The sequence below is a fragment of the Alienimonas chondri genome (assembly GCF_013036045.1).
Classification (GTDB): domain Bacteria; phylum Planctomycetota; class Planctomycetia; order Planctomycetales; family Planctomycetaceae; genus Alienimonas; species Alienimonas chondri.
Genome location: NZ_WTPX01000049.1, coordinates 1 through 22737 on the forward strand (window position 1 = coordinate 1; position 22737 = coordinate 22737).

Sequence of the window (22737 nt, forward strand, 5' to 3'; positions counted from 1 at the left end):
ATCGACGACTCGGTGCGTGCGAGCTCCTCGCCGGCTTTCGCCGACGCCGCGACCGACCCGCTCGCCGCGGAGCGCCTCGAGGACGCCCTGACGCCGGCGCCGCTCGCGGAGCAGACCGCCCCGGTTCGCGTCAGCCCCCCGGACCACACCGCCGCCCGGCAGCAGACCGGCGGGGTGAAGCTGATCTGGTTCACGATGACCAACTGCGGTCCCTGCCAGACGATCCGCCCGTACGTCGAACGGATGGCGGCGGAGGGCCTGCCGGTCTTCAAAGTCGATCTGAACAGCCGACCGGACCTCGCCCAGCAGTTCCGGGTCAACAGCGCCCCGACCTTCGTGCTGCAAGAGAACGGCCAGGAGACCTGGCGCAGCAGCGGCGTGCCTGGCGGCGACGGGTTGGGCGTCGCCCAGCGCCTGCGGAGCCGGCTCGACGCCGCCCTGACCGCGAACAAAGCCATGATCGCCCGGGCCGACCGCGGCGACGCCGGACGCTCTCAACCCCCGCGGCGCCCGGAGACGCCCCGCCGCCCGGTCGAGCCCTCGGACATCCCGCTCCAACTGACTGCCGGCCGGGACGCGAACGCCCGGGACGAGGGACGCGGCGGCTTCTTCGACTGGTTCAAGAAAAAGTCGGCCGAAGACGGCCCCAAGACGATCGACGACCCGTTCGCCGCCGCCGACCCGGCCGACTTCGCCTCCGCCGATCCCGCCTCCCCCGCGACCTCCCGCAGCGGCGCCTCCGGGACGGACAGCCCCGGAACGGACGCCCCGCCGGTCTCGCCGAACCGCGACCCGATGAAGACGGTCGTTCGCATTCAGGTCTTCGACCACGCCGGCCTGAACTACGGCAGCGGCACGATCATCGCCTCCCGCCCCGGTCGCGCCGTCGCGCTGACCTGCGGACACATCTTCCGCAGCCACGAGCCCGGCGGACGCATTGAGGTCGAAACCTTCGCCGACGGCCGCCCGCGGTCCTGGCCGGCGACGCTGATCGGATTCGACAAGACCAGCGACGTCGGCTTGCTGGCGATCGATTGCCCGGAGGTGCTGCCCGCCAGCGCCCTCGCCCCGCCGGGACTGGCGCCGGGCGACCGGGTCGTCAGCGTCGGTTGCGACGGCGGCAAGGAACCGACCAGACAGAACCACGTCGTGCAGCGGGTGCCGGCCTACGCCGGTCCGAAGAACTTCAGCTGCACCGGCCAGCCGCAGCTCGGGCGCAGCGGCGGCGGCTGCTTCGATTCGAAGGGGCGGCTGATGGGCGTCGTCTGGAGCCGCAGCGAAGATCCGCCCGAGGGCATCTACACCGCGATCGAGCCGATCAACGAACTGCTCGACCAGCACGGCCTGACCGCCCTGAAGGCCCCGCCGGCGATCCCCTCCCCGGGCGCCGCGACGACCGACGAACAGTTCGCCGGCACCGAAGCGGTCGACGCCGAGGACTTCCCCTCCGCCGACGATCCCGCGACCGACGCGATGCTCGACGCCTTGTTTGAGGAAGGCGATCCGACCGTTCCGGTCGCTCGCACGGCATCCGCGGACCCGGGCATCCCCGCCTCCACCCCGGCGAGTTCCGCGGCGGTCGCGGACGCCCTGGGCGCCTCCGGCGGGGCGGAGATCACCTGCATCATTCGCCCGCTCGGTCCGAAGGGCGGCCCGACGCGAATCGTCGTCATCAATCAGGCGACCCAGCGGACGTTGGCCCTGCTGCAGGGCGACGCGGCCGGTGGAGCGGTCGAGACGAGCCTCTACCAGCCGCTCGCGCCCCGCCCGGCGCCGCTCGGCTCGCAATCGCCGGCGCCGCTGCGGCTCGGCAACGGAATCGCCCGGACGCGGGGCGACGCCCCGCGGAGCTTCTGTCGGCCGGTCGTTTGTCGCTCGCGGCGGGTTCGCCGATAATCCCGGCTCGATCCCTTCAATCCGAACCGCCGGAGCGCCCCCCCGTGCCGATCCTGAACGACAACTCCGAGGCCATTGGCAAATCGCCGCTGGTTCGCATCAACAAGCTGGCCGCCCACACCCAGGCGACCGTGCTGGCGAAGATCGAGGGGCGGAACCCGGCCCTGAGCGTGAAGTGCCGGATCGGGGCGAACATGATCTGGGACGCGGAGAAGCGCGGCGTGCTCAAGCCGGGCATGTCGGTCGTGGAGCCGACCAGCGGGAACACCGGCATCGCGCTGGCGTTCGTCTGCGCCGCCCGCTGCTACAAGCTGACGCTCTGCATGCCCGAGAGCATGAGCCTCGAACGCCGGGCGATGGCCCGCTCGCTGGGCGCCGAGCTGGAACTGACGCCCGCCGCCGACGGGATGAAGGGCGCCATCAACCGCGCCGCGGAGATCGCCGAGGAAACCGGCGCCTTCCTCCCCCAGCAGTTCGACAACCCGGCAAACCCGGAGATCCACGCGAAAACGACCGGCCCGGAGATCTGGGAGGACACCGACGGCAAGGTGGACATCCTCGTCGCCGGCGTCGGCACCGGCGGCACGATCACCGGCGTCAGCCGCTACTGGGAGCAGGAGAAGAACACCCCGCTGCACAGCGTCGCGGTGGAGCCGGAGGGCAGCCCCGTCATCTCCGGCGGTTCCCCGGGCAAGCATAAGATCCAGGGCATCGGCGCCGGCTTCATTCCGAAGAACCTCGACGTGAGCCTCGTCGACGAAGTGGTGCAGGTCACCGACGCGGAGAGCTTCGAGATGGCCAAACGCATCGCCGCCGAAGAGGGCATCACCTGCGGCATCAGCTGCGGCGCCGCAATGGCCGCGGCGATCAAGGTCGCGGAGAAGCCGGAGTCCGCCGGCAAAACGATCGTCGTCGTCCTCCCGGACATCGGCGAGCGCTACATGAGCACCCCGCTGTTCGAAGACATCCGCGACGCGGCGTAACGAACGACCGCGGGCAGAGCGAAGGGAACCGTCAGGCTCCGGGGGTGCGGCTCGGTCGAGCCTCCCCGCGGGCCACGGCGGTCGCGTGCTCCAGCGCCGCAACGACCTTGGGGCGATGTTCGTTCGTCAGCAACCGCGGCGGCAGGCGTTCGAACCAGCGTTGTTCGTCGTGGGCGATCGGAATCGACCAACCGCCCGGCATGCGGTAGTCGGCCGGCAAACGGGAACTGGGGCGGATCTTCTCGCGGTAGAAGGCGAGCGTCCTGTCCAACTGAGCCGCCGTGCCGAATTGAAACGTGAAGCCGCAGACCCGGACGTGGATCGTCACCGGCTCCGAGGCCGACGGCTCGTTCGGAGAAGGCGGGCGGGGTTCGGTCCAGATGCGGGCCATCGGTCAGTCGATCCGCTCGCCGGGCGTGCAGTCTTCATAGATCGCGTCCATCGGCAGCGCGACGTCGAACCGCGGGAGATCGATCTCCTCGTCGTGGAAAGACTTCTCCCCCCAGCGATCTCCGTTGCGCGTCAGGCGGACGATCTCGCGGACGTTGGGCTGCACGATCAGGTAGTTTTCGAGCGTCGGAATGCGGAGGTATTCGCGTCGCTTCTCCACCCGGTCGGTTCGAGCGGTGGAAGGGGAGAGGACCTCGATGATCAGGAGGGCGGCGGTAATGGAGTCTTCCAACCCTGCGACGATCGGCGGTTCGGTCGGCTCGACGACCACGTCCGGGTAGTAGTAGGCGCCGTCAGGCACGTGCGTGCGCGTTCCCTGACTGACCACGGTCAGCGGGCGGTCGGCAAATAGGTTGCCGAGGAGGCGGGCGAAGTTTGACGAAGTCCGTCCGTGGTTCCGCGTGCCGCCGCTCATTAATCGGACCTTTCCTTCAATCCATTCGTAGCGAAGTTCCAGAGCGGATCGGTCGAACGCGAGGTATTCGTCCCGCGTCATCAGAGGCAGCACGGGCGGCGGAGCGTCGGGATCGAGATCGTCCGGCCAGAGCGGAGGATCGATCACGGTGGGCGAGAGGACGGCGTTCATGGGACGACGTGAACCGAGGGGTCGTGAACCAAGGGCGAACGGGCTGCGTCCAGTCTACCGCATTGCGGAGGCGGCGGTTCGCCGGTGCAATGCCCCGCTCGCACCGCTCCACCCGCACGATTTCGATGGCCGACTCCGCCCCCCACACCAATCCGCCCGCCGGACGCGATTACTCCGCGTACGGCTTCGACAGCCGGGCGGTGCATACGGGCGTCGATAAGGATGGCCAGTACCGCAGCGCCACCACGCCGATCTACCCGACCAGCACGTTCGTCTGGGACGACGTGCGGACCAACCGCGGCTACGACTACACCCGCAGCGCCAACCCCACCCGCCGGGCGCTCGAGGAGAACATCGCCAGCCTGTGCGGCGGCGTCGACTGTCGGGTGACGTGCAGCGGCATGGCCGCGGTGGATCTCGCCACGATGCTGCTCAACAGCGGCGATCACCTGATCGCCGGTCGGGACATCTACGGCGGCACCTACCGCCTGCTGCACGACGTGCTGCCGACGCGGGGGGTGCGGGTGTCGTTCGTGGATCTGTCCGACGAAGAGGAAGTCAAAGCGGCCGTTACGGAGAACACCCGGGCGCTCTGGATCGAAACGCCCTCCAACCCGCTGATGAACGTCCACGACGTGCGGGCGCTGGTCGCGTTGGCGAAGGACCGCGGGCTGTTCACGATCGCGGACAACACGTTCCTCTCCCCGGCGCTGCAACGGCCGATCGAGATGGGCGTGGACGTGGAGGTGCATTCCACCACCAAGTACATCAACGGCCACTCCGACGTAATCGCCGGCGCCGTGGTGACCGGGTCGGAGGAGTACGCCAAGGGGATCGCCTTCGCCTGCAACGCCTGCGGATTGGGCGGCAGCCCGTTCGACTGCTGGCTCACGCTGCGGGGCGTGAAGACGCTGGGCGTTCGCATGCAGAAGCACGAGGAGAACGCGCACAAGGTGGCGCAATTCCTTCAGGATCACCCCGCCGTCGAGCGGGTCTACTATCCCGGCCTGTCGCATCACCCGGGCCACGAGTTGGCGAAGAGCCAGCAGGACGGCTTCGGGGCGATGATCTCCTTCGAGACCGCCGGCGACGCGAAGTTCGCCCAGGACACGCTGACTGGGACGAAGCTGGTGATGCTCGCGGAATCCCTCGGCGGGATCGAGAGCCTGTGGCAGTACCCGTGGCTGATGAGCCACGCCAGCATGAGCGAGGAGGCCCGTCGGGCCGGCGGGATCACGGAACACCTGATTCGACTGTCCATCGGCATCGAAGACGCCGACGACCTGATCGCCGACATCGGCGGAGCACTCGAAGCGGCCAGCGCGAACGCGTAAGCCCGTCATAACGCTGAGGCTCCGCAGAGCCTCAGCGTTCCAGCGCCGGAACAGACGTTGACCAGCCCCACGGTTCGGTCCTACGGTGAAAGCTGCGCCCGCCGCGTTCCGTCATCAAGGCTTTTGCCCAGCGTCCGTCCTCCGCCGGAGACCCGCCGATGTCGAGTCCAGAGTCTCGTTCCCCCATCGTTTCCGGGGCGGATGCCCTCCGGCGATTCTTCGCCGGGCTGGTCGAAAGCACCTTCCAGACGGAGTTGGGCGTCGCGGACCCGTCGCTGACGGATTACCTCGGCGACTTACTCACGCGGTTCAGCAAGCTGGACGCCGTTTTCCGGCTTCGCACGCCCTCCGGCGCCCGGATCGAGGAGGTCGCGGGGATGCTGGAGGAAGCCGACTGCCGCGAGGGTCGCCCCCGCCGCGATGGGTTCCGCCACGCCGGCGACGTCGCGCTGTTCTACACCGGCGTCTACCCGGAGCGATTGCGCCGCCCCGGGACGAAGGACGCCTTGCTGAACGTCGCCTTGCTGGGCAAGGCGGCCTACCGGACGGCCGCGCAGTCATTCCCCGAGGTCAAGGGTCCCCCGGACGAAGCCGACGGCCCCGTGCTGCTGCGGCTGGCGGACGAGTTTGAGGTTTGCGGCGTCGGCCTGAGCCGCGTGCGGGCCGAATGGGAAAAACTCGCCGCGTAGCGGCGTTCCGCCGGTTCCCCCGCGGTTCATCCCGAGACGAGATTCGCCCCGCGCATCATCGCCAACACGAGGTCGTCGAACGGGGCGTCCGCCCGGCTGACGGTGTGCCCCCAGCCGCGGCCTTTGCACAACGTGGCGAGTTCCTTCTGGAATCCGTCGAACGCCTCGCGATACCGCCGCAGGTCCTTCTCCGTGACGGTGCGTTTCTCGGTGCGGCCGGTCTCGACGTCGGTCAGTTCGACGTCGCCGAGGAAACCCGGATCGGCCTCTTTCGCGTCGTACAACTGCACCGCGTGCGGTTCGTGGCCGGCGTGTCGCAGCTTCGACAGCGGCGCCTGAAAGCCGGCCGGGTCGTAGAAGTCGGAGACCACCGCCGCCAACCCGGCCCGCCGACCGCGGAGCAGGAACTCGCCGACGAGGTTCGAGAGGTTCGTATCCGTCCCCCCCGCGTCGAGATTCTCTAAGAACCGCAGCAGCGCGAGGATGCGGCCCTTGCCGCGGGTCAGCGGGAACTCTTCGACCACGCCCCCGGCGAACGCGACGACGGCCACGCGATCGAGATCCGCCAAGGCGATGTATGCCAGCGCCGCGACGACCCGGCGGGCCAGATCGAACTTCGGCGGCGTTCCGCTCGACATGCTGCGGGAGGCGTCCAGCAGCAGATAAATATGCAGATCCTCTTCTTCCTGAAACCGCTTCAATAACAACTCGCCGTGGCGAGCGTAGAGGTTCCAATCGAGGTGCCGGAAGTCGTCGCCGGGGTCGTATTGCCGGTGATCGGCGAACTCGACGCCGCTACCTAACTGACGTGTCCGCTTCTGGGCCATCAACTGCCCGGCGAACACTCGCTTACTCAGCAGCGACAAATATTCGAGCCGGTCGAGGAAATCTGGGGGAAAAAGGGGCACGAGGTGAAAGGTGGAAGGTGGAAGGTAAAAAGTGGAAGGTGGAGGAATACCTAACGCGGCGGATCCGAGCGTCGACGGAGGACGGCGGTACGCAGGGCCGCGATCATCCGGCTGATCCTTTCGCAGCGGGATCTCAGTGCTGCAAACTCTTCGTCGGAAAAGTGCCCGATATCGAGCGCGACGTAATTCTGCGACCGCACCTCCCCGCAAGACGCTTTTGCGATGGAGAGAAAGTGCGGGAACTCGCGGTCGCCGTCTCGCTCAAATCCCTCCGCAATATTCGACATGACGGACACCGCCGCGTCGCACATTTGATCTCGAAGTTTGAAGTCTCGGCCGAGCGGCGTCTCTCTTGCCAACCGATAGACCTCGCGGGCCAATACCCGTGACTCCTGCCACACTTCGAGGTCTTCGAATCGCCGAACCGGCCCACGGGTTCGACGAGCCGCACCTCGATCCTCTGGCGGCGTGCCGCCCATGAGGCCTTCTCCCTGCAACCTTCTACCTTCCACTTTTCACCACCTCACTGATCACGTCGTCCGCCTTCACGCCTTCCGCCTGCCCCTCGAAGCCGAGGATCAATCGGTGACGCAGCACCGCGGGCGCGGCGTCGTGCAGGTCGTCTTTGGCGACGTGGAAGCGGCCGTCGAGAATCGCTCGCACCTTCGCGGCCAGCACCATCGCCTGGGCGCCGCGGGGGCTGCTGCCGAATCGCACGTACTTCTTCACCGCCTCCGGCGCCGACGGGTGGCCGGGGTGCGTGGCGAGCGTCAGTGCGACGGCCCGGTCCCGCACTTCGTTCGCGATCGGCACCTGCCGGGCCAAATCCCGCATCGCCAGCACGCGGTCGCCGTCCAGCACCGGTTTGGCGAAAGGAACGTCGGTCGCGGTCGTGCGGTTGAGGATCTCGCCGAGGTCCGCGGCGGTCGGGAACTCGACCAGCAACTTGACGAAGAACCGGTCGAGCTGGGCCTCGGGCAGCGGATAGGTACCTTCCATTTCCAGCGGGTTCTGCGTGGCGAGCACGAGGAACGGCGCCGGGAGTTTGTGCGTCGTTCCGCCGACGGTCACGCACTTTTCCTGCATCGCTTCGAGCAACGCCGATTGCGTCTTCGGCGTCGCCCGGTTCACCTCGTCGGCGAGTAGTACATGGGCGAAGATCGGCCCTTTCTGGAACTCGAATTTCTTGCGGCCGGTCTCGTCCTCGAGCACGACGTTCGTGCCGACGAGGTCCGCGGGCATCAGGTCCGGGGTGAACTGCACGCGGCCGAAGGTGACGGACAGCGCGTTCGCCAGCGTGTTGACCAGCAGCGTTTTTCCGAGGCCGGGCACGCCTTCGAGCAGCACGTGCCCGCCGGCGATCAACGCGGTGAGCGTCCCGTCGACGATCGGCCCGTGCCCGACGATCACGCGGCCGACCTCCTCCCGCAGCCGGGCGAAGTCCGCCCGAAACGCGTCTAGCGCGTCCTTGAGTTCCGCCTCGGTCGGGGCGGTAAGCAAGAGCCGGGGCGCAAGCAACGGGTCGCCGCACGCGACGACCGGTCCGCACGGTTTACCGACCGCGTTCGGCGGGTGCGACCGAGTCCGTGGCCGCCCGATTCGCCCCGTCGAACCCGACCGCCCCAGACCGAACGTCAGGCGGCGAGAATCGCGTCGCCCCGCAGCGCGACGATCAGCTTGCGGACGGTTTCGTCAGTGCGGCCGCGGACCTCGATCGGCGGCTCGCCCGCCTCCACGGCGGCGAGTTGCTCGTCTAGCGCGGAGGCCCACAACCGGCACTTCTCCCGCAGACGGTCCGCCGCGTCGTCGGGCAGGGCGGGGTGCTCCGCGAGGATCAGCACGCTGCACCCGGCGCGGAATTCGCCGATTCGCTTCGCCACCGCGGCGTCGGTTTCCGGGCGCTTCTTGAACCACTCCTCCGCTTCGTCCGCCAAGCCGTCGAGGTATGCGCGGGGGTCGTCCGCGGCGGGCAGCCCCTCCGGTCCGGCCCAGCCCCAACCGATCGATGCGACGGCTGCCGGCCCCGCAGGTCCGGGCGCCGCGGGATCGGGGGTCAGGAAGAACGCGGCGATCAGCCCCAACGCCAGCCCCGCCACGCCCGTCAGGACCGCCGTGCCCCACGACCGTTTCCGTTCGCTTCGTTCGTCGGTCGGGGCGACGGCAGACGCCGGCATCGGAAGGTCTTGTGCGGCGGCAGTCTCGCCTGCCTCGCCCGTCCGCTGCTTGACCGCCGCGACGACGCGGTCGGCGGCGGCTCGCAGCGCGGGGTCGTCGCTGGCCACGGCGTCCCAGTGCGGCCCGCCCTCGGTCAGCACCAGCGTTCGCAACGCCAGCAGCAATTCCGGCCGGGTCAGCAGCGTCTCGACCGTCTCCGCCGGAGCGGCAGCGAGGCCGTCCGCCAACGCCGTCGAACGGTGCGTCCCCAGCAGGGCGTCTAATTCCGCCTCCGGGCTTTGAGCGACGGGAGCGCGCTCGGCGGCGACCGCGGAACCCAACGCGTCCAACTCCGCGACGAGCCGGTCGAGGTCATCGCCCACCAGCACGCTGTCCAGCCACGGACCGCGGGCCGGGGCGGCGTCCGGGATCGTTTCGAGGAGAAAGGGGGCGTTCATCGGATCGGTCAGGCGTGCGAGCCGGGGGAAAGGTCGCCGTCGGCGTGCAACAGGCAAGCGGACATCTTTTTCAGACCGCGTGAGAACGCTCCGTCGACGGTCCCCTTGGGTACGTCCAGGCGGTCCGCGACCTCATGGTTCTTCAACCCTTCACGGTAGCGCAGGCCGAGGCAGGAACGCTCGACCTCCGACAGTTTCTCCAGGCATCCGGCGACGGCCCGGGCGGTCTCCTGACGCTCGATCCCCGCGTGCGGGGCGGCGTCGGTCGCTTCGGCGGCGCCGTCCTTTTCCTGAGCGACGTGCCGTTCCCGGGCGATGCGGCGGGCGTCGGACCGGCCGCGGTCGGCGGACAGGTTCACGGCGATCTGAAACAGCCACGGGCGAAAGGGACGGTCGCGGTCGTAGGCGTCAAATCGATCGAGCACCCGCACCCAAGCATCTTGAGCAACGTCTTCCGCTTCCGCGGGACGCAGGCCGCGTGATCGCAGGAAGCCGATCAGCCGGGGGGAGAGCGCACGGACCAGATCGGACCAGGCCGCCGCATCTCCGGACGCTGCGGCCGCGGCGAGGGCGTCGCTGGGGGAGCGGTGTTCGCCGGAGTCGGGCATGGCGTCGGGAAGAACGGCGGGGCCGGGAGACTCCCGATCCCACGCTCGACCCGCAACCGTCCACGTTTCCAAGGCCCCGAAGCGAGCGCCGCGGCGCTCGCCGCTCAGTGACAGACCTTCACCCGCACGCGGTACGGCACGCGGACCCTCGCCCGGTAGGCGACCTTGGCCAGGTACGGCTCGTCGCAGTGGTCGTACTTCACGACGTGCTTGTACTTCGTCACCAGCTTGGTGCGGTACTTGGTGACCCACTCGTAGCGGCAGGGTTCGTGGTCGCTGTACCCAGAGTCGTAGCAGGAACCGCCCGAGCAATGGCCGGCGGCGGCGACTTGCGGAACGGCCAGCACGGCGGCGAGCGCGGCGGCGGAGAGCAGGCGGGCGAACATCGGAGAGACTTTCGATCGGGGCTTGGGACGCGGGGAGCGTTCGGCCCCCTCGCGGGGCAATACGGCGCCGCCGCCGACCTGCTTCTCCGCGATCGAGAAAGTTTTGAGCCGCGACTCGGAAGAGTCCGCCGGTCCTGCCCGTCCCCCTTGGCCCGCTCGGCTCAGGGGGCTGGCTCGAACAGATCCCAAACCCGCACCACTTTGTCCTGGGAAGAGCTGACGACGTGGCGGCCGTCCGGTGTGACGGCGACGTCCAGCAGCCCGTACTCCAGTTTGGGCGTCGTATGTACCGACTCGCCGGTGGCGAGATCCCAGATCCGCATCGTTCCGTCGTCGGACCCGCTGACGACGTGCCGGCCGTCCGGCGTCACGGTCACCGCGGTCACGTCGTCCGTGTGGCCGCGCAACGTGCGTTCCCCGCGGAGCGTGGCGAGGTTCCAGACCCCCAACGTGTCGTCCCGCGAGGCACTGATCACGCGGCGCCCGTCGGGCGTGACGACGAGATCGACGATCACCTCCTGGTGTCCTCTCAGCTTTTTCTGCTGCCGACCGGCCTTCAGATCCCAGACGCGTACCGTGGCGTCCACCGATCCGCTGACCGCCTGCGGCTTGTCCGGAACGGCCGCGACCGCGGTCACGGGGCCTTCGTGATCGTCGAACTCGGACTCTCCCGCGCCGGTGGCGACGTTCCAGGCGTGAACCTTGCCGTCGGCGCTGCCGGAAACCGCGTGTCGCCCGCCCGTAAAGATCGCGACCGCCAGCACCTCGTCGTCGTGCCCGCGGAAAGTCTGCGTCGCTTCACCGTCGGCCGCGTTCCAGACGGTGGCCCGGTCCTTCACGGCGGCGGTGAGGATTCGCGTCCCGTCCGCGGTGACCGAAACGTCCGACCCCCAATTCAGCATCGCCGGCCACGACCGTTCTTCGGCGCCGGTTTCGAGGTTCAGCAGGTGCAGCGCTTTGTCCGCGGAAGCGCACGCCACGGTTCTGCCGTCCGGCATGACGCACAGACGCCACACCAGTTCACGGTTCTCGGACAGCGTCCGCGGCGCCGGCGGATCGGACCGCACCCGCATCGGCCCGCGGTTCGTCCCGGCCGCGACCGCCGCAGCGACCGGGGTCGCCTCCCCGTCCTCCCCGGCGGACGACGTCGCTTCGTCGGCGTCTGTCCCGTCGGCGTCTGTCCCGTCGGCGTCTGTCCCGTCGGCGTCTGTCCCGTCGGACTCGGCGAGCGCCGGCATGTCGGCCACCGGAACCCATCCGCCATTGGTGATACGGCTCGGGGCGGCGTCGGGGAACGAGTCGGAGGCGTCACGCCCCTCGCCCTCGTTCAACGCCAGACAGAGCACGGTCTCGGGCAGGACGTCGAACTGCTCCGGCGGATCGAACTGCACGGAGTAGAGCGCATCCCGGGTGATGCGCACGGACTCGACCTCCACGTTCGTGAAGTACTCCGGGTTCCCGGCGGCGTCGGGTGTGGCGCCGATCAAGAACGGTTCGCCGGACGGTTTGTAACCCGGCGCCGCAACGGCGTCCCCGGGGACGCCGTTCACGAAGACGCGCAGCCCGGCGCCGTTCCAGACGCCGGCCAGATGGACCCGTCGGCCGATGACCAAGTCTTCGCCGAACGTCGAATGCACATGCCCGGAGCGACTGTATCGCATGAACTGATAGCGCCCCTGTGCGACCCCCAGCCCCATGCCGCCGTCCCGGTGGGCGGCGCTCAGGAGGGCGGAGACCGGGTCCATCCCGTTGGACGTCCGCCCGCGTAACGTCCCGAATCCGCGAGTCATTGCGGTCTGCGGCCCCCCTGCGCCGCCCAACGGCGTGACGTACATCTCCAACGTGATCTCGTCGGCGCCGTCCACGACATCGCCGTCGATAAACGACGTGGCGACGTAGCCGCCGTCCTCCAAACGCACCGCCCAGCGCCCGGTGGGCGAAACGGGGGGCGTGACGCCCGAGCGCGCTCCCGCGGCTGAGGGATCGTGGGGCGCACCGCCGAATCCGCCGAAGCCGCGCCCGGGGGCCGTCTGGCCGGCGAGCGCCCGGGGATTCGGGTGAGGTTCGAACAGATCCCACACCTGCACGCCCCGGTTTCCGCCGCCGCTCACGAGACGAGCGCCGTCCGGCGACACGGCGAGCGTGCGAACGGCCCCCCCTTGCCGGGGCAACGTCCGTTCCCGACGACCGGCGGCGAGATCCCAGACTTGAACCGAGCCCTCTTCGTGCCCGGTGAGGGCGTACCGGCCGTCGGGGGTGACCGCGACGCTCACCGGGCCGGGGGTCTGCAGCAGATGTTCCTCCCGACCGGTGTCGAGGTTCCAGACCCGCAGCGTCCCGTCCTCGCCCACGCTGACGACCCGCCGACCGTCCGAGGCGGCCGCCAGCCCCCGAATCGGGCCAGCGTGACCGGAGAGCGATTGGATCGGACGACCGGTGTCGAGATCCCAAACGTAGATCGGTCCGTAGGCCGTGCCGGTGATCGCGCGCTCGCCGTCGGCGGTCACGGCGACGGCGACCGCCGGTTGCCCGGGATGATCGAGCACACGTTCCTCCGCCCCGGTCTGAAGATTCCAGACCCGAGCCGTCGGGAGGCCGTCCGTACTCACCGCGCGACGGCCGTCGGCATCGACGGCGACGTGTTCCACCGGACCGAAGTGCCCCTTCAGCACTCGTTCTTCCTGGCCGGTTCGTGCGTCGACGATCCTCAGGTGATGGTCGCCGCAGGCGGCGAGGAATCGCCCGTCCGGCAGCGCCGCGAGGTCCAGCACGCCGCCGTTGGATCCATAGAGGAACCGTTCGACGGAGCCGGCGCCGGTGTCGTGCACGACGATCGCTCCGTCCCGGGCGCCGCTGACGACGAGACCGCCGTCCGAGGTGAACGCCGCCGCGGTCACGTCGGGCGGTCGGCCATTGAGGGCCGGCGGGTCATCGAGGGCGCGCGGGGGAGGCGCATCCATGCGCAGCTGCATCGGCGTGACCGCCGCACCGACCGCATCGAATCCCGAATCGCCGCCGTTACGGCCGCCAGGGTCGTCGTCAGGGTCGTCGTCGGGGCCGGGAATACCGTCGGGGCCGGGAATACCCGCGGGGACGTTCGCGGGGACGTTGTTGAAGGCGTTTCTCGGGCCGCCTCCGAAGAACTCGTTCCGGCGATCGCCCGGGACGTCGTCGTCGACCACACCATCACTGCCGTCGGCGTCGGCGACCGGGCGCCGGGCCTCGTCGTTTACCGGTCGGGACGCGGCCAAGACGCCGGTCTCGGCGGGACGGTCGGCGCCGCCCGGGTCGTCGGCGCCGTCCCCGCCGAGCGCCAGCACGAGAAGAACCGCCAGTCCCGCGATCGCCGCTCCCCCGCCGGCCAGCCCGAGAACGAGCCGCGTCCGAGGGGCGGGTCCCGCTCCCGCGGCGGTCTTGGCACGCGTTGGCTGCTTGATCTCGCCGGTCCGCCTGCCCTCGGCGACGTCGATCTTGATCTCGTCAGCGCTCTTTGGTGCCTCGGCGTTCGCTCCGCTGTCGCCGGGGAGTCCCGCGAGCGCCTCGGTTTGGGGTTCGCCGGGCGTCCCGGCCGGCGCCGCCGCTTTCCTCCGCAACGTTCGGTCGTAGGCGGCCCGTTTCGCAGGATCTTTCAACACGCCGTGGGCCGCGGCGACGCGGTTCAGCAAGTCCTCGGACAGCGCCGCGTGCTCTCCCAGGCCGAACCCCTTCAACAACACGATGCGGGCGTCGGCCGCGTTCCCGATCACCTCGACGTCGGACTCGAACGGCGCCAGCCCCAGCAGGCGATAGTGCGTCGGCGGTTGCTCCGCCGGAGGGATCGCCAGCCACTTGTATAGGGGGTCGAACGCGGGAGCGAACTCGACGTTTGCGTCAGACACGTGCGGCGGCGGATGGGGGCGGGACTGTCGCGAGGTCGACCCCGACGATACCCTCTCAGCCGTCCGGGGGAATGCCTGATAGCTCTGTGCGCAGGCCTCCCATCAAAGTCGCCGCCCGTATCACGTCGTCCGCAATGATCAGCTTGCAGACCGAGGACGGAAGGGTCCGGGAATTCGACGGAGACGAAGTCGTTCTCGGCGGACCGGCCTCGAACGGGAAGTCGGCGGACGTGCCCCTGGGCGACGCCCGCGGCGGTCCGCGGGTCTCTCTGCGGAAGGTCGCCGGTCGCTGGATGGCGACGGCGTCCGGCACGGAAGTGCGCGTCGGCGAGAAGTCCGGCCGTACCGTCTGGCTCTCCCCCGGCGACGCGCTGGAGTTCGCCGGGCACACCGTCGGGTTCCTCGGCGAACGAGCGACCCCGGGCGGCGCTGCCGTCGCCAGTTCCCCGGAGAGCAAGAGCCGGCGCGGCGCCGATCCCGACGAGCGGGCCGGCGTCGAGAGTCCCAGCAGTTCGACTGCGCCGCCACCGGGTCGAGCGGACGACGACGCCTCGATCGCCTCCTCCCCCCAACCGGCGAAGCCGTCCGCGAAGCGGTGGCTCGTCCCGACGATCGCCGGCTGTGCGGTCGCGGCGCTGTCGCTCGGGGCGCTCGCCGTGGTCGCGGCCGCGTGGCTGCTCGGGGGAGACGACGACGCAGATTCGCCCTCCGCCGTGGCGCAGGGCGATGTGCTGTGGGTGGGGGGCGTTCGGTCCGGGAACCGATATCCCGTCTGCTCCGCGGCGGCGATCGGCCCGCGGACACTCGCGACGGCCGGCGGACCGGGGGGCTATCTGCAACGCATTCTCGCCAGCGAGGAGGACGAGGAGGTCCGCGTCTTCGGCGCCGCGCTGCCGGCCGCCGGGGTCGCGGTCGAACGCATCACGCTGCACCCGCGCTACGATGCGTCCGCTCCGAACGCCCGAGCCAGTATCGCGGCGGACGTCGCCGTCCTGCATCTCGCGGAGGGCATCCCGATCACGCCGGCGGTCGCCGGGGCGCCGACGGACGGATTCCGCAAGGGCTCGCCGGTGACGATCCGCGGGTGGCGGGTCGGCGGCGCCGAGGACGCCCCCGCCGCGGTCGATGCGCTGAACCCGGAACCGGAGTCCTTCGAACTCGCCGCGGAAGCGGGGGGAGCGGACCGCAACGCCGAGGGCGAGCCGGGCTTCCCCGCGTTCCTCGTCGCCCTCGAGAACGCGATGCCGGGCGTGGTCGGCTCCGGCGTCTATGACGAAGCGGGTCGCCTGATCGGCGTGGTGGCGGCCGGCGGAGAGGAATTGGCCGTGGTTCCCGCCGATCGTCTGGCCGATCTGCCGGGCGAGTGACCACGCCCCCTCGGCGGTCGTGTATCTTGCGGCGAGAGCGTGTCCCGCAACGGAGTCCCGGTCCGCTTCCCGCTGAAGACGCCCGCGTTCCCGCCGTCCCCCCGCCGAGCGTTCACGATGTTCGCCTCCGCCGCTTCGCCGTGCCGCGTGATGCTTGCCCCGGCCCTCGTCGGTCTGGCGCTGTCGGGCGGCGGCCCCGCCGTTCTAAACGGCGCCCCCGCGGCGTGGGCGATGCCTCAGGATCGCTCGATGTGGGCGAACAAGCCGCTCCCCAGCGCGATCGAGGCGGAGTCCGCCCAGTTGGCCGCGGCGCGACTGGAAGCGTACGTCTCCGAGAGCGAAAGACTCCGCGATCACGTCGCCGCCGTGATGCAGGAAGTCGCCGCCGCGGAGGCTCAACAGGAAGCGGCGACCCAGGGGAAACTGGATGTCCTGGAGGGCGGCGCTCGCCCGGCTGCGGAAGTGGCCGTGCAGCGAGAGCGACAGCGGCTCGCAGTCAGTCAGTGGGCGTCGCGGGACTTCGCCCCGGTTCGGGACGTTTCGCAGACCAGCCCGGAGATCCTGAAACAGGCGGACGGACGGACGTTCGGGCCGCGGGTCGTGGTCGGCCCGGCGGAGGAGCCGTACGCCGTCACCCGGCTGCGAACGGTGCGGGAACAATTCGCCAGCCGCTTGAACGCCGGCTCCCCGCTGGCCAACGGGGCGATCGTCTCGGGCCGGGCGTTGAACTACTACCTCGACCTGCTCGGCCCCTCCGCCTCGGAGCACCTGTTTCTACTGAACGGTTTGCAGGCCGCGCCCGGTGACGATCCGGTGGACCGGGAGGTGCGGGAGGAAGTCGCCCGCACGCTGACGGACGACGTGGGAATCAATCCTCGCGCCCTGACTCGCGTGAACTTCGCCAAGGTCGGCCTGAAAGGCGCGGCGGTGATGACGAGCCTCACCTCGGAGAACGGCGTGATCCGGGAGACCGTCCTGCCGCCGACCTGGTCGCGGACGCTGCGACTGGGCTTCGGGCCGCAATTGGCGCGGGTGGACGAGGCCCGCGATCGGGCGTTGAACGCCGACCCCCGCGATCCGGGCGTCGATGACGCTCTGTTTCGTCTGATGAAGGCGGTGGACGACCTGCAATACGAAGTGCAGAAGGCGATCAGCTTTCAGCGCGTCGTGCGGTTGGGCGATGCGGCCGCGGCGGCGCAGGTCGGCGTCACCGGGGTCCCCGCGGGACGATGGGGACCGCTGACCGTCCGCGATCTGAAGGAGGCCGAACGGGAAGTGCTCTCGCTGCGTTACGCCGTCGGCCGCTACGCCAACAGTTCGATGGGCAATCGGCAAACGGAAGGCACGCTGGACTCCGCGATTCATCTGGTCGCCCATATGCACGCCTCCGGGCTGGAGTTTCAGGAGTGCTCCGACGACCCCGAGGATCAATTGATCTACCGGCAACTGTACGACGGCCTGCGGGCGTACTACCGGAATCTCGTCACGCTTCAGGCCGCCGCCCGGGACGACGCCGCCCTCGCCGCGGCGCAATCAACCCTCGCCGCGGTCGACGCGGAGATCGCCGCCACCCAGAACCGGCAGGACAGCGAACGAGCCGACCGTTTGGCGTGGCGCCGGCTCATCGCGGAGGACGAAGCGGATCGAGCCGAGTTGGCCCGGCAGGATCTGGCGGTGATCGAACGGGACGGTCACGCCCAAGACCTGCCGTCCCACCTGCGCGCCCGCTACGCGGGCGAAGCCCAGTTGGAAGAGCTTCGCAACGTCGGTCGCGCGATCGACGCCGCCGGCGAGGTGCTCAGTCAGCCGGACCAACACTTTGACTACGGCCCGGATTACGTCCCCGAAAGCTGACGCTCCCGCCGGTTCGCTCTCGCCCGGCCTTTCCCCGCCCGTCGATCCTTCGAAGTTCTTGCCGCGTATGCCCGCCCCCGCCGTCGGAATCGATCTGGGGACGACCCGCAGCGTGGTCGCCTGGCTGGGGCCGGACGGTCGGCCGGAGACGATCCCCAACGCGGAGGGCGACCGCACGACCCCCAGCGTGGTGCTGCTGGACCCGGAGCGGGCGATCGTAGGGACCGAGGCGCTGCGGGCCGCCGTCGCGGAGCCGGACCGCGTCGCCGAACTGGTCAAACGCGACATGGGGAAAGCGGCGTTCTCCAAGAAACTCGGCGGGAAGGCGTACCCGCCCGAGGCGTTGCAGAGCCTGATTCTGGCCCAGTTGAAGCGCGACGCCGAAGCCGTTTGCGGACCGATCGACAGGGCCGTCGTGACGGTGCCGGCCTTCTTCGACGATCGCCGTCGCCGGGCGACCCGGGATGCGGCGGATCTGGCGGACCTAAAGGTCACCGAGATGATCAACGAACCGACCGCCGCCGCGGTCGCGTTCGGCACCCGGCGCGGCTACCTGAACGCCGAGGGGGCCGCGGAGCAGAGGGAGCAGGTGTTGGTCTACGACCTCGGCGGGGGCACGTTCGACGTGACGGCGATGCGGATCGAGGGGCTGGATTTCAAGGTGCTCGCCACCGAGGGCGACGTGCTGCTGGGCGGCGCCGACTGGGACGCCCGTCTCGCCGATTATCTCGCCGAGGCGTTCAAGGCGAAGCACGGCCTGGATCCCCGGACCGACCCGTCCGGCCTGCGGCGCCTGCTGCGCGAGGCGGAGGCCGCGAAGAAATCGCTGACGGCGCTCTCCTCCACCACCGTCACGGTCGAGCATCTGGGCCAGGCCGCCCGCATTCCGGTCTCGCGGGAGCAGTTCGAAGAACTAACCTCGGACCTGCTGGCCCGCACGCTGTTCACCAGCAAGCAGGTGTTGAAGAAAGCGGGTATGTCCTGGGACAAGCTGACCCGGGTGCTGCTGGTCGGCGGATCGAGCCGCATGACGCAGGTGAAAACCGCATTGCAGCAGGAAAGCGGATTGGAGCCGGACGCCTCCGTCTCCGCGGACGAAGCCGTGGCGCACGGGGCGGCGGTGATGGCCGGTTTGCTCCGCGACCGCACCGCCCGCCGGGCCGCGAAGAAGGCCGGTCGGCCGATCCCGCCGAAGTCCACGTCGGGCCTGTCGGTGGCGGACGTTTGTTCTCACGCGATCGGCGTGGAGGTCACCGACCCCACCACCAAAGAGAAACGAACGCATGTGCTGATCCCCGGGAACACCTCGATCCCCGCGGAGAAATCGATGCAGTTCCGCACTGTCCGCGCCGGGCAGGCGGTCGTCACGGTGAACGTGACCGAGGGGGCGGACGCCGCGGGCCGGCACGGTCAGCCGGTCGGCACCGTGGTGGTCGACGGCCTGCCGACCGACGCGACCAAGCCCGTGCCGGTCTCCGTGACGCTGCGGATGAGCGCCTCCGCGACCCTCAGCGTGCGGGCGGAAGCACAGGGCAAGGTGGCGGAGGCGACGCTGGAGCGGGACTCCGGCCTCTCGGACGACGACCGCGCCCGCTGGCGGACGTTCGTGCGGGACGACGGCGTGGCGGTTTGAGTCCGCGGTCTCCGATCGGCACGAGCCGTGAACCGGCGGGTCGCGTCAGGAGTTGAATCGCGTCGCCCGCTGAGGACGATCGATCGTGCTTCGTCGCCGCTTAGTTCGTGGCCGCCTGGTTCGTCCCCCCCGTCGTTTCGCCCCTCGCCCCGTCCGTGCCCGCCGACCCCGCCGCGTTCGATCCGCTGCACAAATGGCTGGGGATCTCTCCGGCGGAGCAACCGCCGACGCACTATCGCCTGCTCGGGATCGACCCGTTCGAGTCCGACGCCGAAGTGATCGGGAACGCCGCCGACGCCCGGATCGTACTGCTGAAAGGGTTCGGACTGGGCGAACGAGCGGCCCTTTCCGAGGCGCTGTTGAACCGCGTCGCCGCGGCCCACGGCGTGTTGAAAGACCCGGAGAAACGCGCCGCCTACGATCGCACGCTGCGCTCGCGGGAGAAGTCGACGCAGCCGATCCCGCGTTCGACCTCGAAGCGGCGCCCGAAGCGCAAGCCGCCGCCGGCGCCGGTTTTCGCGAGCGTCACAGATGGGGCCCCGTCCCCCCACCGCTCGTCCCGACGCCGAGAGAAACCGCCCGAACCCGAACGGCAACCCGCCTCGCCTCGCCGCGCGACCCGCGTCTCGCGTTTACCGCGCCGGCGCCGGGGCGTTCCCGCCGCTGCGATTCCGGCGGCGGTCGTCGCCGCGGTCATCGGAGCGTCGGCCATCGTGTGGGGCATCGTCTCGTCTGCGTCCCCCGAGGAGGCCGCGGAGGGCGCGACGCCCGTACTCACGACTGCGGACCCTGCCTCGAACGAATCGCGATCGAGCGAGCCGCCCCCGTCCGTACCGGGGATGACGCCGCTCGTCCTGAGCGGCCATGAGGGGCCGGTCACCGGCTTGGCCGTCACGCCGGACGGTCGGCGGGCGTTCAGCGTTTCGCGGGATCAAACCCTGCGTATCTGGGACGGCGAGACCGGGGAGCAACGTGAAATCTACCCCGCCGGCGCCCCGCTGACCGGCCTGGCGATCACGCCGGACGGCACGCGAGCCGTGTTCGCGTCGAACGACGGCTCGCTCCGTCGCTGGGACGCCGACGCCGGCGAGATGACCGGTTGGATGCTGGGCCACGAGGGCGCCGTCCTGGATCTGACGACCACGCCGGACAACCAGCGAGCCGTCAGCGCCGGCGTCGACGGCACCGTGCGCGTCTGGGATCTGGACAGCGGTCGCGCGATCGTGCTGACGGGGCACGGAGCCGCGGTGAACGACGTGGCCGTCAGCCCGGAAGGACGCCGAATTCTGAGCGCGTCCGATGACGGAACCGGGCGGCTCTGGGAGGCGGCGACCGGCGTCGAAGAGCGATTCTTCGCGGGCGGCGGCGGAGCGATCGCCGTCGCGAGGTTCACGCCGGACGGCCGGCGGGCGGTCTTCGGCGGAGAGGACGGCGCCGTACGGCTCTGGGATCTCGGAACCGGACGACTGCAAGCCGAGATGTCCGCACTCGCCGGAGCCGTCGAACATTTGGCGGTCACGCCCGACGGACGCCGGGCGATCACGGCGTCGGCGGACGGCCCTGTCCGCACCTGGGATCTCTCCGCGGGCCGAGCCGATCGTTTATTCGTCCCCGATGAGGGGGCCGGCCCTGCGCTGTGCCTGCTGCCGATGCCGGACGGACGACGAGCGATCACCGGCGGGAGCGACGGCCGCATCAGGATCTGGCATCTATCCGACGGCAGCGAGGACCGCACCCTGACCGGCCACGCGGACGCGGTCGAACAACTCGCCCTGACGCCGGAGGGCAGGCGCCTGATCAGCGCTTCGCGGGACGGCGAGATCCGCCTCTGGAACCTCCCGGCGGCCAGCGCCCCCGCACCGGTCGATCGCTGATTCGTCCCTCTCGTTTGGCGGCGAGACCGAACGCCCTCCGATCCGGTCGCCCCGAAGAACGACGCACGGTGTCCGCGGGGCGCTGCGACATCAGCCCGGGATGAAGGCTCGCGACGACGGCACGCCGAATCGCTCAGGCGTGCGTCGTTGAGGTCGGGCCTACGCGAGCCGTCAGGCGAAGAGGGCGTCGACGGAGCGGCCGGCGCCGTCCTCGGTCACGTAGAACGGCCGCCCCTCGACCTCGTACCCCGTCTTCGGGCTGACGCCCATGGCGGTCATGATCGTCGCGTGCAGATCGGTCACGGAGACCGGGTTCTCGACCGCGACGAGCGGCCGTTCGTCGGCCGTGCGGCCGTAGACGAAGCCGCGTTTCATCCCGCCGCCGAACATCAGCACGCTGCTCCCGCCGGTGAAGTGACGGTGCAGGCCGTAGTGACGTTCCTCGGTGATACGGTCGACCTTCGCCCGCGATTGGTCTCTGGCGTCCGACCCCGGTTGCCCCTCCATCAGGGCGTCCCGGCTGAACTCCGAGGCCACGATCACCAGCGTGCGGTCCAGCAGGCCGCGTTCTTCGAGGTCGAGGATCAACCGGGCGATCGGCCGGTCGATCTCGCCGTGCATCCGGGCCACGGTTTCGTGACCGGCGTCGTGGGTGTCCCAGTGCAGGAACGGCACGTACTCGGTCGTCACCTCCACGAATCGGGCCCCGTTCTCCACGAGCCGCCGGGCGAGCAGACAACCCCGCCCGAATCGGCCGGTGTCGTACTCGGCACGGACGTCGGCCGGCTCCCGCTCGATGTCGAAGGCCTCCCGCTCCTTGGAACTCATCAGGCGGTGGGCGTTCTCCATCGACCGCAGCAGGGAGTCGCGTTTGTCCTCGCTGATCCGGTCCCGCTGCGGGCTGCGGTCGACGAGGTCGCGGAACAACCGCTGTCGACGAGCGTAGCGGTCGCCGGTCATCCCGGCCGGCGGGCGGACGGACCGGGCGGCCTGCTCGGGGTACGGCAGGTTCAGCGGGCCGTACTCGCTGCCGAAGAAACCGGCGGTGGTGAAGGCCTTGAGTTCCTCCTTCTCGCCCACGCCTTCGAGCCGCTGCCCGATGTTGATGAACGGGGGCATCACCTCGCGACGCGGACCGAGCGTCTTCGCCATCCACGCCCCGATGTGCGGGCAGGCGACCGTGTGCGGCGGGACGTAGCCGGTGTGCCAATGGTACTGGTGCCGTGAGTGCAGGATGCTGCCGAGGTCCGGCTGCACCGCGGAGCGGATCAGCGTCCCGCGGTCCATCACCCCGGCGATCCGGTCCAGCCCGCCGCAGATCTCCACGCCGTCGACGCTCGTCGGGATCGCGGGGAACGTGCTGAGCACGTCCTTCATCGCCAGCCCCTCTGAATAGGGGGCGTAACGCTTCGGATCGAACGTCTCCGGGGCGGCCATCCCGCCGGCCATCCACAGGAGGATGCAGGCGTCGGCCTTCGGTTCCGGCTGTTCGACGTCCGATTCCCCCGCCCGCAGCGACCGGACCGGCCCCGACGCCCACGCCGCCGCTGATGCGGCGGCGAGTCCTTTCAGCAACGTCCGCCGGGCGATCGGCTCGGGGAGGGTCGGATCAATGAACAGCGTCACGGCGAGCAGGCGGGGTCGGGAAAATGCGAACGGTCCGGGCACGCCTTGAACCG

At 69.9% G+C, this 22737-nt stretch carries 18 protein-coding genes; 8 read left to right on the top strand and 10 right to left on the bottom strand.

The genetic code is table 11. The features are described from left to right. Together LzC2_RS09165 and cysK are read left to right on the top strand one after the other, a co-directional pair. The coding region (locus tag LzC2_RS09165) for a trypsin-like peptidase domain-containing protein (RefSeq protein WP_206678636.1) at positions 1–1896 on the top strand (1896 nt) is incomplete at its 5' end. Between the two features lie 44 nt (positions 1897–1940). Then, positions 1941–2879: a cysteine synthase A gene (gene cysK, locus LzC2_RS09170; protein WP_171186103.1), complete on the top strand. Its 939-nt coding sequence runs from the start codon at positions 1941–1943 to the stop codon at positions 2877–2879. A 31-nt stretch (positions 2880–2910) separates the two neighbouring features. Here the strand turns inward: cysK and LzC2_RS09175 are convergent, their stop codons facing one another. Together LzC2_RS09175 and LzC2_RS09180 are read right to left on the bottom strand one after the other, a co-directional pair. Further along, positions 2911–3270 (bottom strand): hypothetical protein, encoded by a 360-nt coding sequence (locus tag LzC2_RS09175; protein WP_171186104.1) that lies wholly within the window; start codon positions 3268–3270, stop codon positions 2911–2913. A gap of 3 nt (positions 3271–3273) precedes the next feature. Continuing rightward, positions 3274–3915: a Uma2 family endonuclease gene (locus LzC2_RS09180; protein WP_171186106.1), complete on the bottom strand. Its 642-nt coding sequence runs from the start codon at positions 3913–3915 to the stop codon at positions 3274–3276. A gap of 89 nt (positions 3916–4004) precedes the next feature. Here LzC2_RS09180 and LzC2_RS09185 point away from each other — a divergent pair, with 89 nt between their 5' ends. After that, positions 4005–5249, top strand: a complete 1245-nt coding sequence (locus LzC2_RS09185) for a trans-sulfuration enzyme family protein (RefSeq protein WP_246254887.1) — start codon at positions 4005–4007, stop codon at positions 5247–5249. A 158-nt stretch (positions 5250–5407) separates the two neighbouring features. Next, entirely contained in the window at positions 5408–5938 is a 531-nt protein-coding gene (locus LzC2_RS09190) for a hypothetical protein (protein WP_171186109.1), read from the top strand. A 26-nt stretch (positions 5939–5964) separates the two neighbouring features. Here the strand turns inward: LzC2_RS09190 and LzC2_RS09195 are convergent, their stop codons facing one another. The 7 genes from LzC2_RS09195 to LzC2_RS09225 all read right to left on the bottom strand — a co-directional run bounded on the left by LzC2_RS09195 (position 5965) and on the right by LzC2_RS09225 (position 14330). After that, entirely contained in the window at positions 5965–6804 is an 840-nt protein-coding gene (locus LzC2_RS09195) for a DUF58 domain-containing protein (RefSeq protein WP_206678638.1), read from the bottom strand. Positions 6805–6896: 92 nt separating this feature from the next. Continuing rightward, the gene (locus tag LzC2_RS22960) at positions 6897–7325 is read right to left on the bottom strand and encodes a four helix bundle protein (protein WP_171186114.1); all 429 of its coding nucleotides are present in this window, start codon (positions 7323–7325) and stop codon (positions 6897–6899) included. Between the two features lie 22 nt (positions 7326–7347). After that, positions 7348–8346: an AAA family ATPase gene (locus tag LzC2_RS09205; RefSeq protein WP_171186116.1), complete on the bottom strand. Its 999-nt coding sequence runs from the start codon at positions 8344–8346 to the stop codon at positions 7348–7350. Between the two features lie 134 nt (positions 8347–8480). Then, positions 8481–9458, bottom strand: a complete 978-nt coding sequence (locus LzC2_RS09210) for a hypothetical protein (protein WP_171186118.1) — start codon at positions 9456–9458, stop codon at positions 8481–8483. A gap of 8 nt (positions 9459–9466) precedes the next feature. Continuing rightward, on the bottom strand, positions 9467–10066 hold the full coding sequence (locus LzC2_RS09215; protein ID WP_171186120.1) for an RNA polymerase sigma factor: 600 nt from the start codon (positions 10064–10066) through the stop codon (positions 9467–9469). 104 nt (positions 10067–10170) lie between these two features. After that, positions 10171–10452: a hypothetical protein gene (locus LzC2_RS09220; protein WP_171186122.1), complete on the bottom strand. Its 282-nt coding sequence runs from the start codon at positions 10450–10452 to the stop codon at positions 10171–10173. A gap of 161 nt (positions 10453–10613) precedes the next feature. Beyond that, positions 10614–14330: a LamG-like jellyroll fold domain-containing protein gene (locus LzC2_RS09225; protein WP_171186124.1), complete on the bottom strand. Its 3717-nt coding sequence runs from the start codon at positions 14328–14330 to the stop codon at positions 10614–10616. Positions 14331–14401: 71 nt separating this feature from the next. On the opposite strand from LzC2_RS09225, the gene LzC2_RS09230 reads away from it, so the two are divergent. From LzC2_RS09230 to LzC2_RS22815, 4 genes are all read left to right on the top strand, one after another. After that, on the top strand, positions 14402–15697 hold the full coding sequence (locus LzC2_RS09230; RefSeq protein ID WP_171186126.1) for a trypsin-like serine peptidase: 1296 nt from the start codon (positions 14402–14404) through the stop codon (positions 15695–15697). Between the two features lie 117 nt (positions 15698–15814). Then, the gene (locus LzC2_RS09235) at positions 15815–17551 is read left to right on the top strand and encodes a hypothetical protein (protein ID WP_171186128.1); all 1737 of its coding nucleotides are present in this window, start codon (positions 15815–15817) and stop codon (positions 17549–17551) included. A 67-nt stretch (positions 17552–17618) separates the two neighbouring features. After that, positions 17619–19184 carry an Hsp70 family protein gene (locus LzC2_RS09240; protein WP_171186130.1) on the top strand — a complete coding sequence of 522 codons (1566 nt, stop codon included), beginning with the start codon at positions 17619–17621 and terminating at the stop codon, positions 19182–19184. A 107-nt stretch (positions 19185–19291) separates the two neighbouring features. After that, positions 19292–21058 carry a hypothetical protein gene (locus tag LzC2_RS22815; protein ID WP_171186132.1) on the top strand — a complete coding sequence of 589 codons (1767 nt, stop codon included), beginning with the start codon at positions 19292–19294 and terminating at the stop codon, positions 21056–21058. A gap of 171 nt (positions 21059–21229) precedes the next feature. On the opposite strand, the gene LzC2_RS09250 is transcribed toward LzC2_RS22815, so the two are convergent. Then, complete coding sequence (locus LzC2_RS09250) at positions 21230–22684, bottom strand: DUF1501 domain-containing protein (RefSeq protein ID WP_171186134.1); 1455 nt, start codon at positions 22682–22684, stop codon at positions 21230–21232. Positions 22685–22737 lie beyond the last annotated feature (53 nt).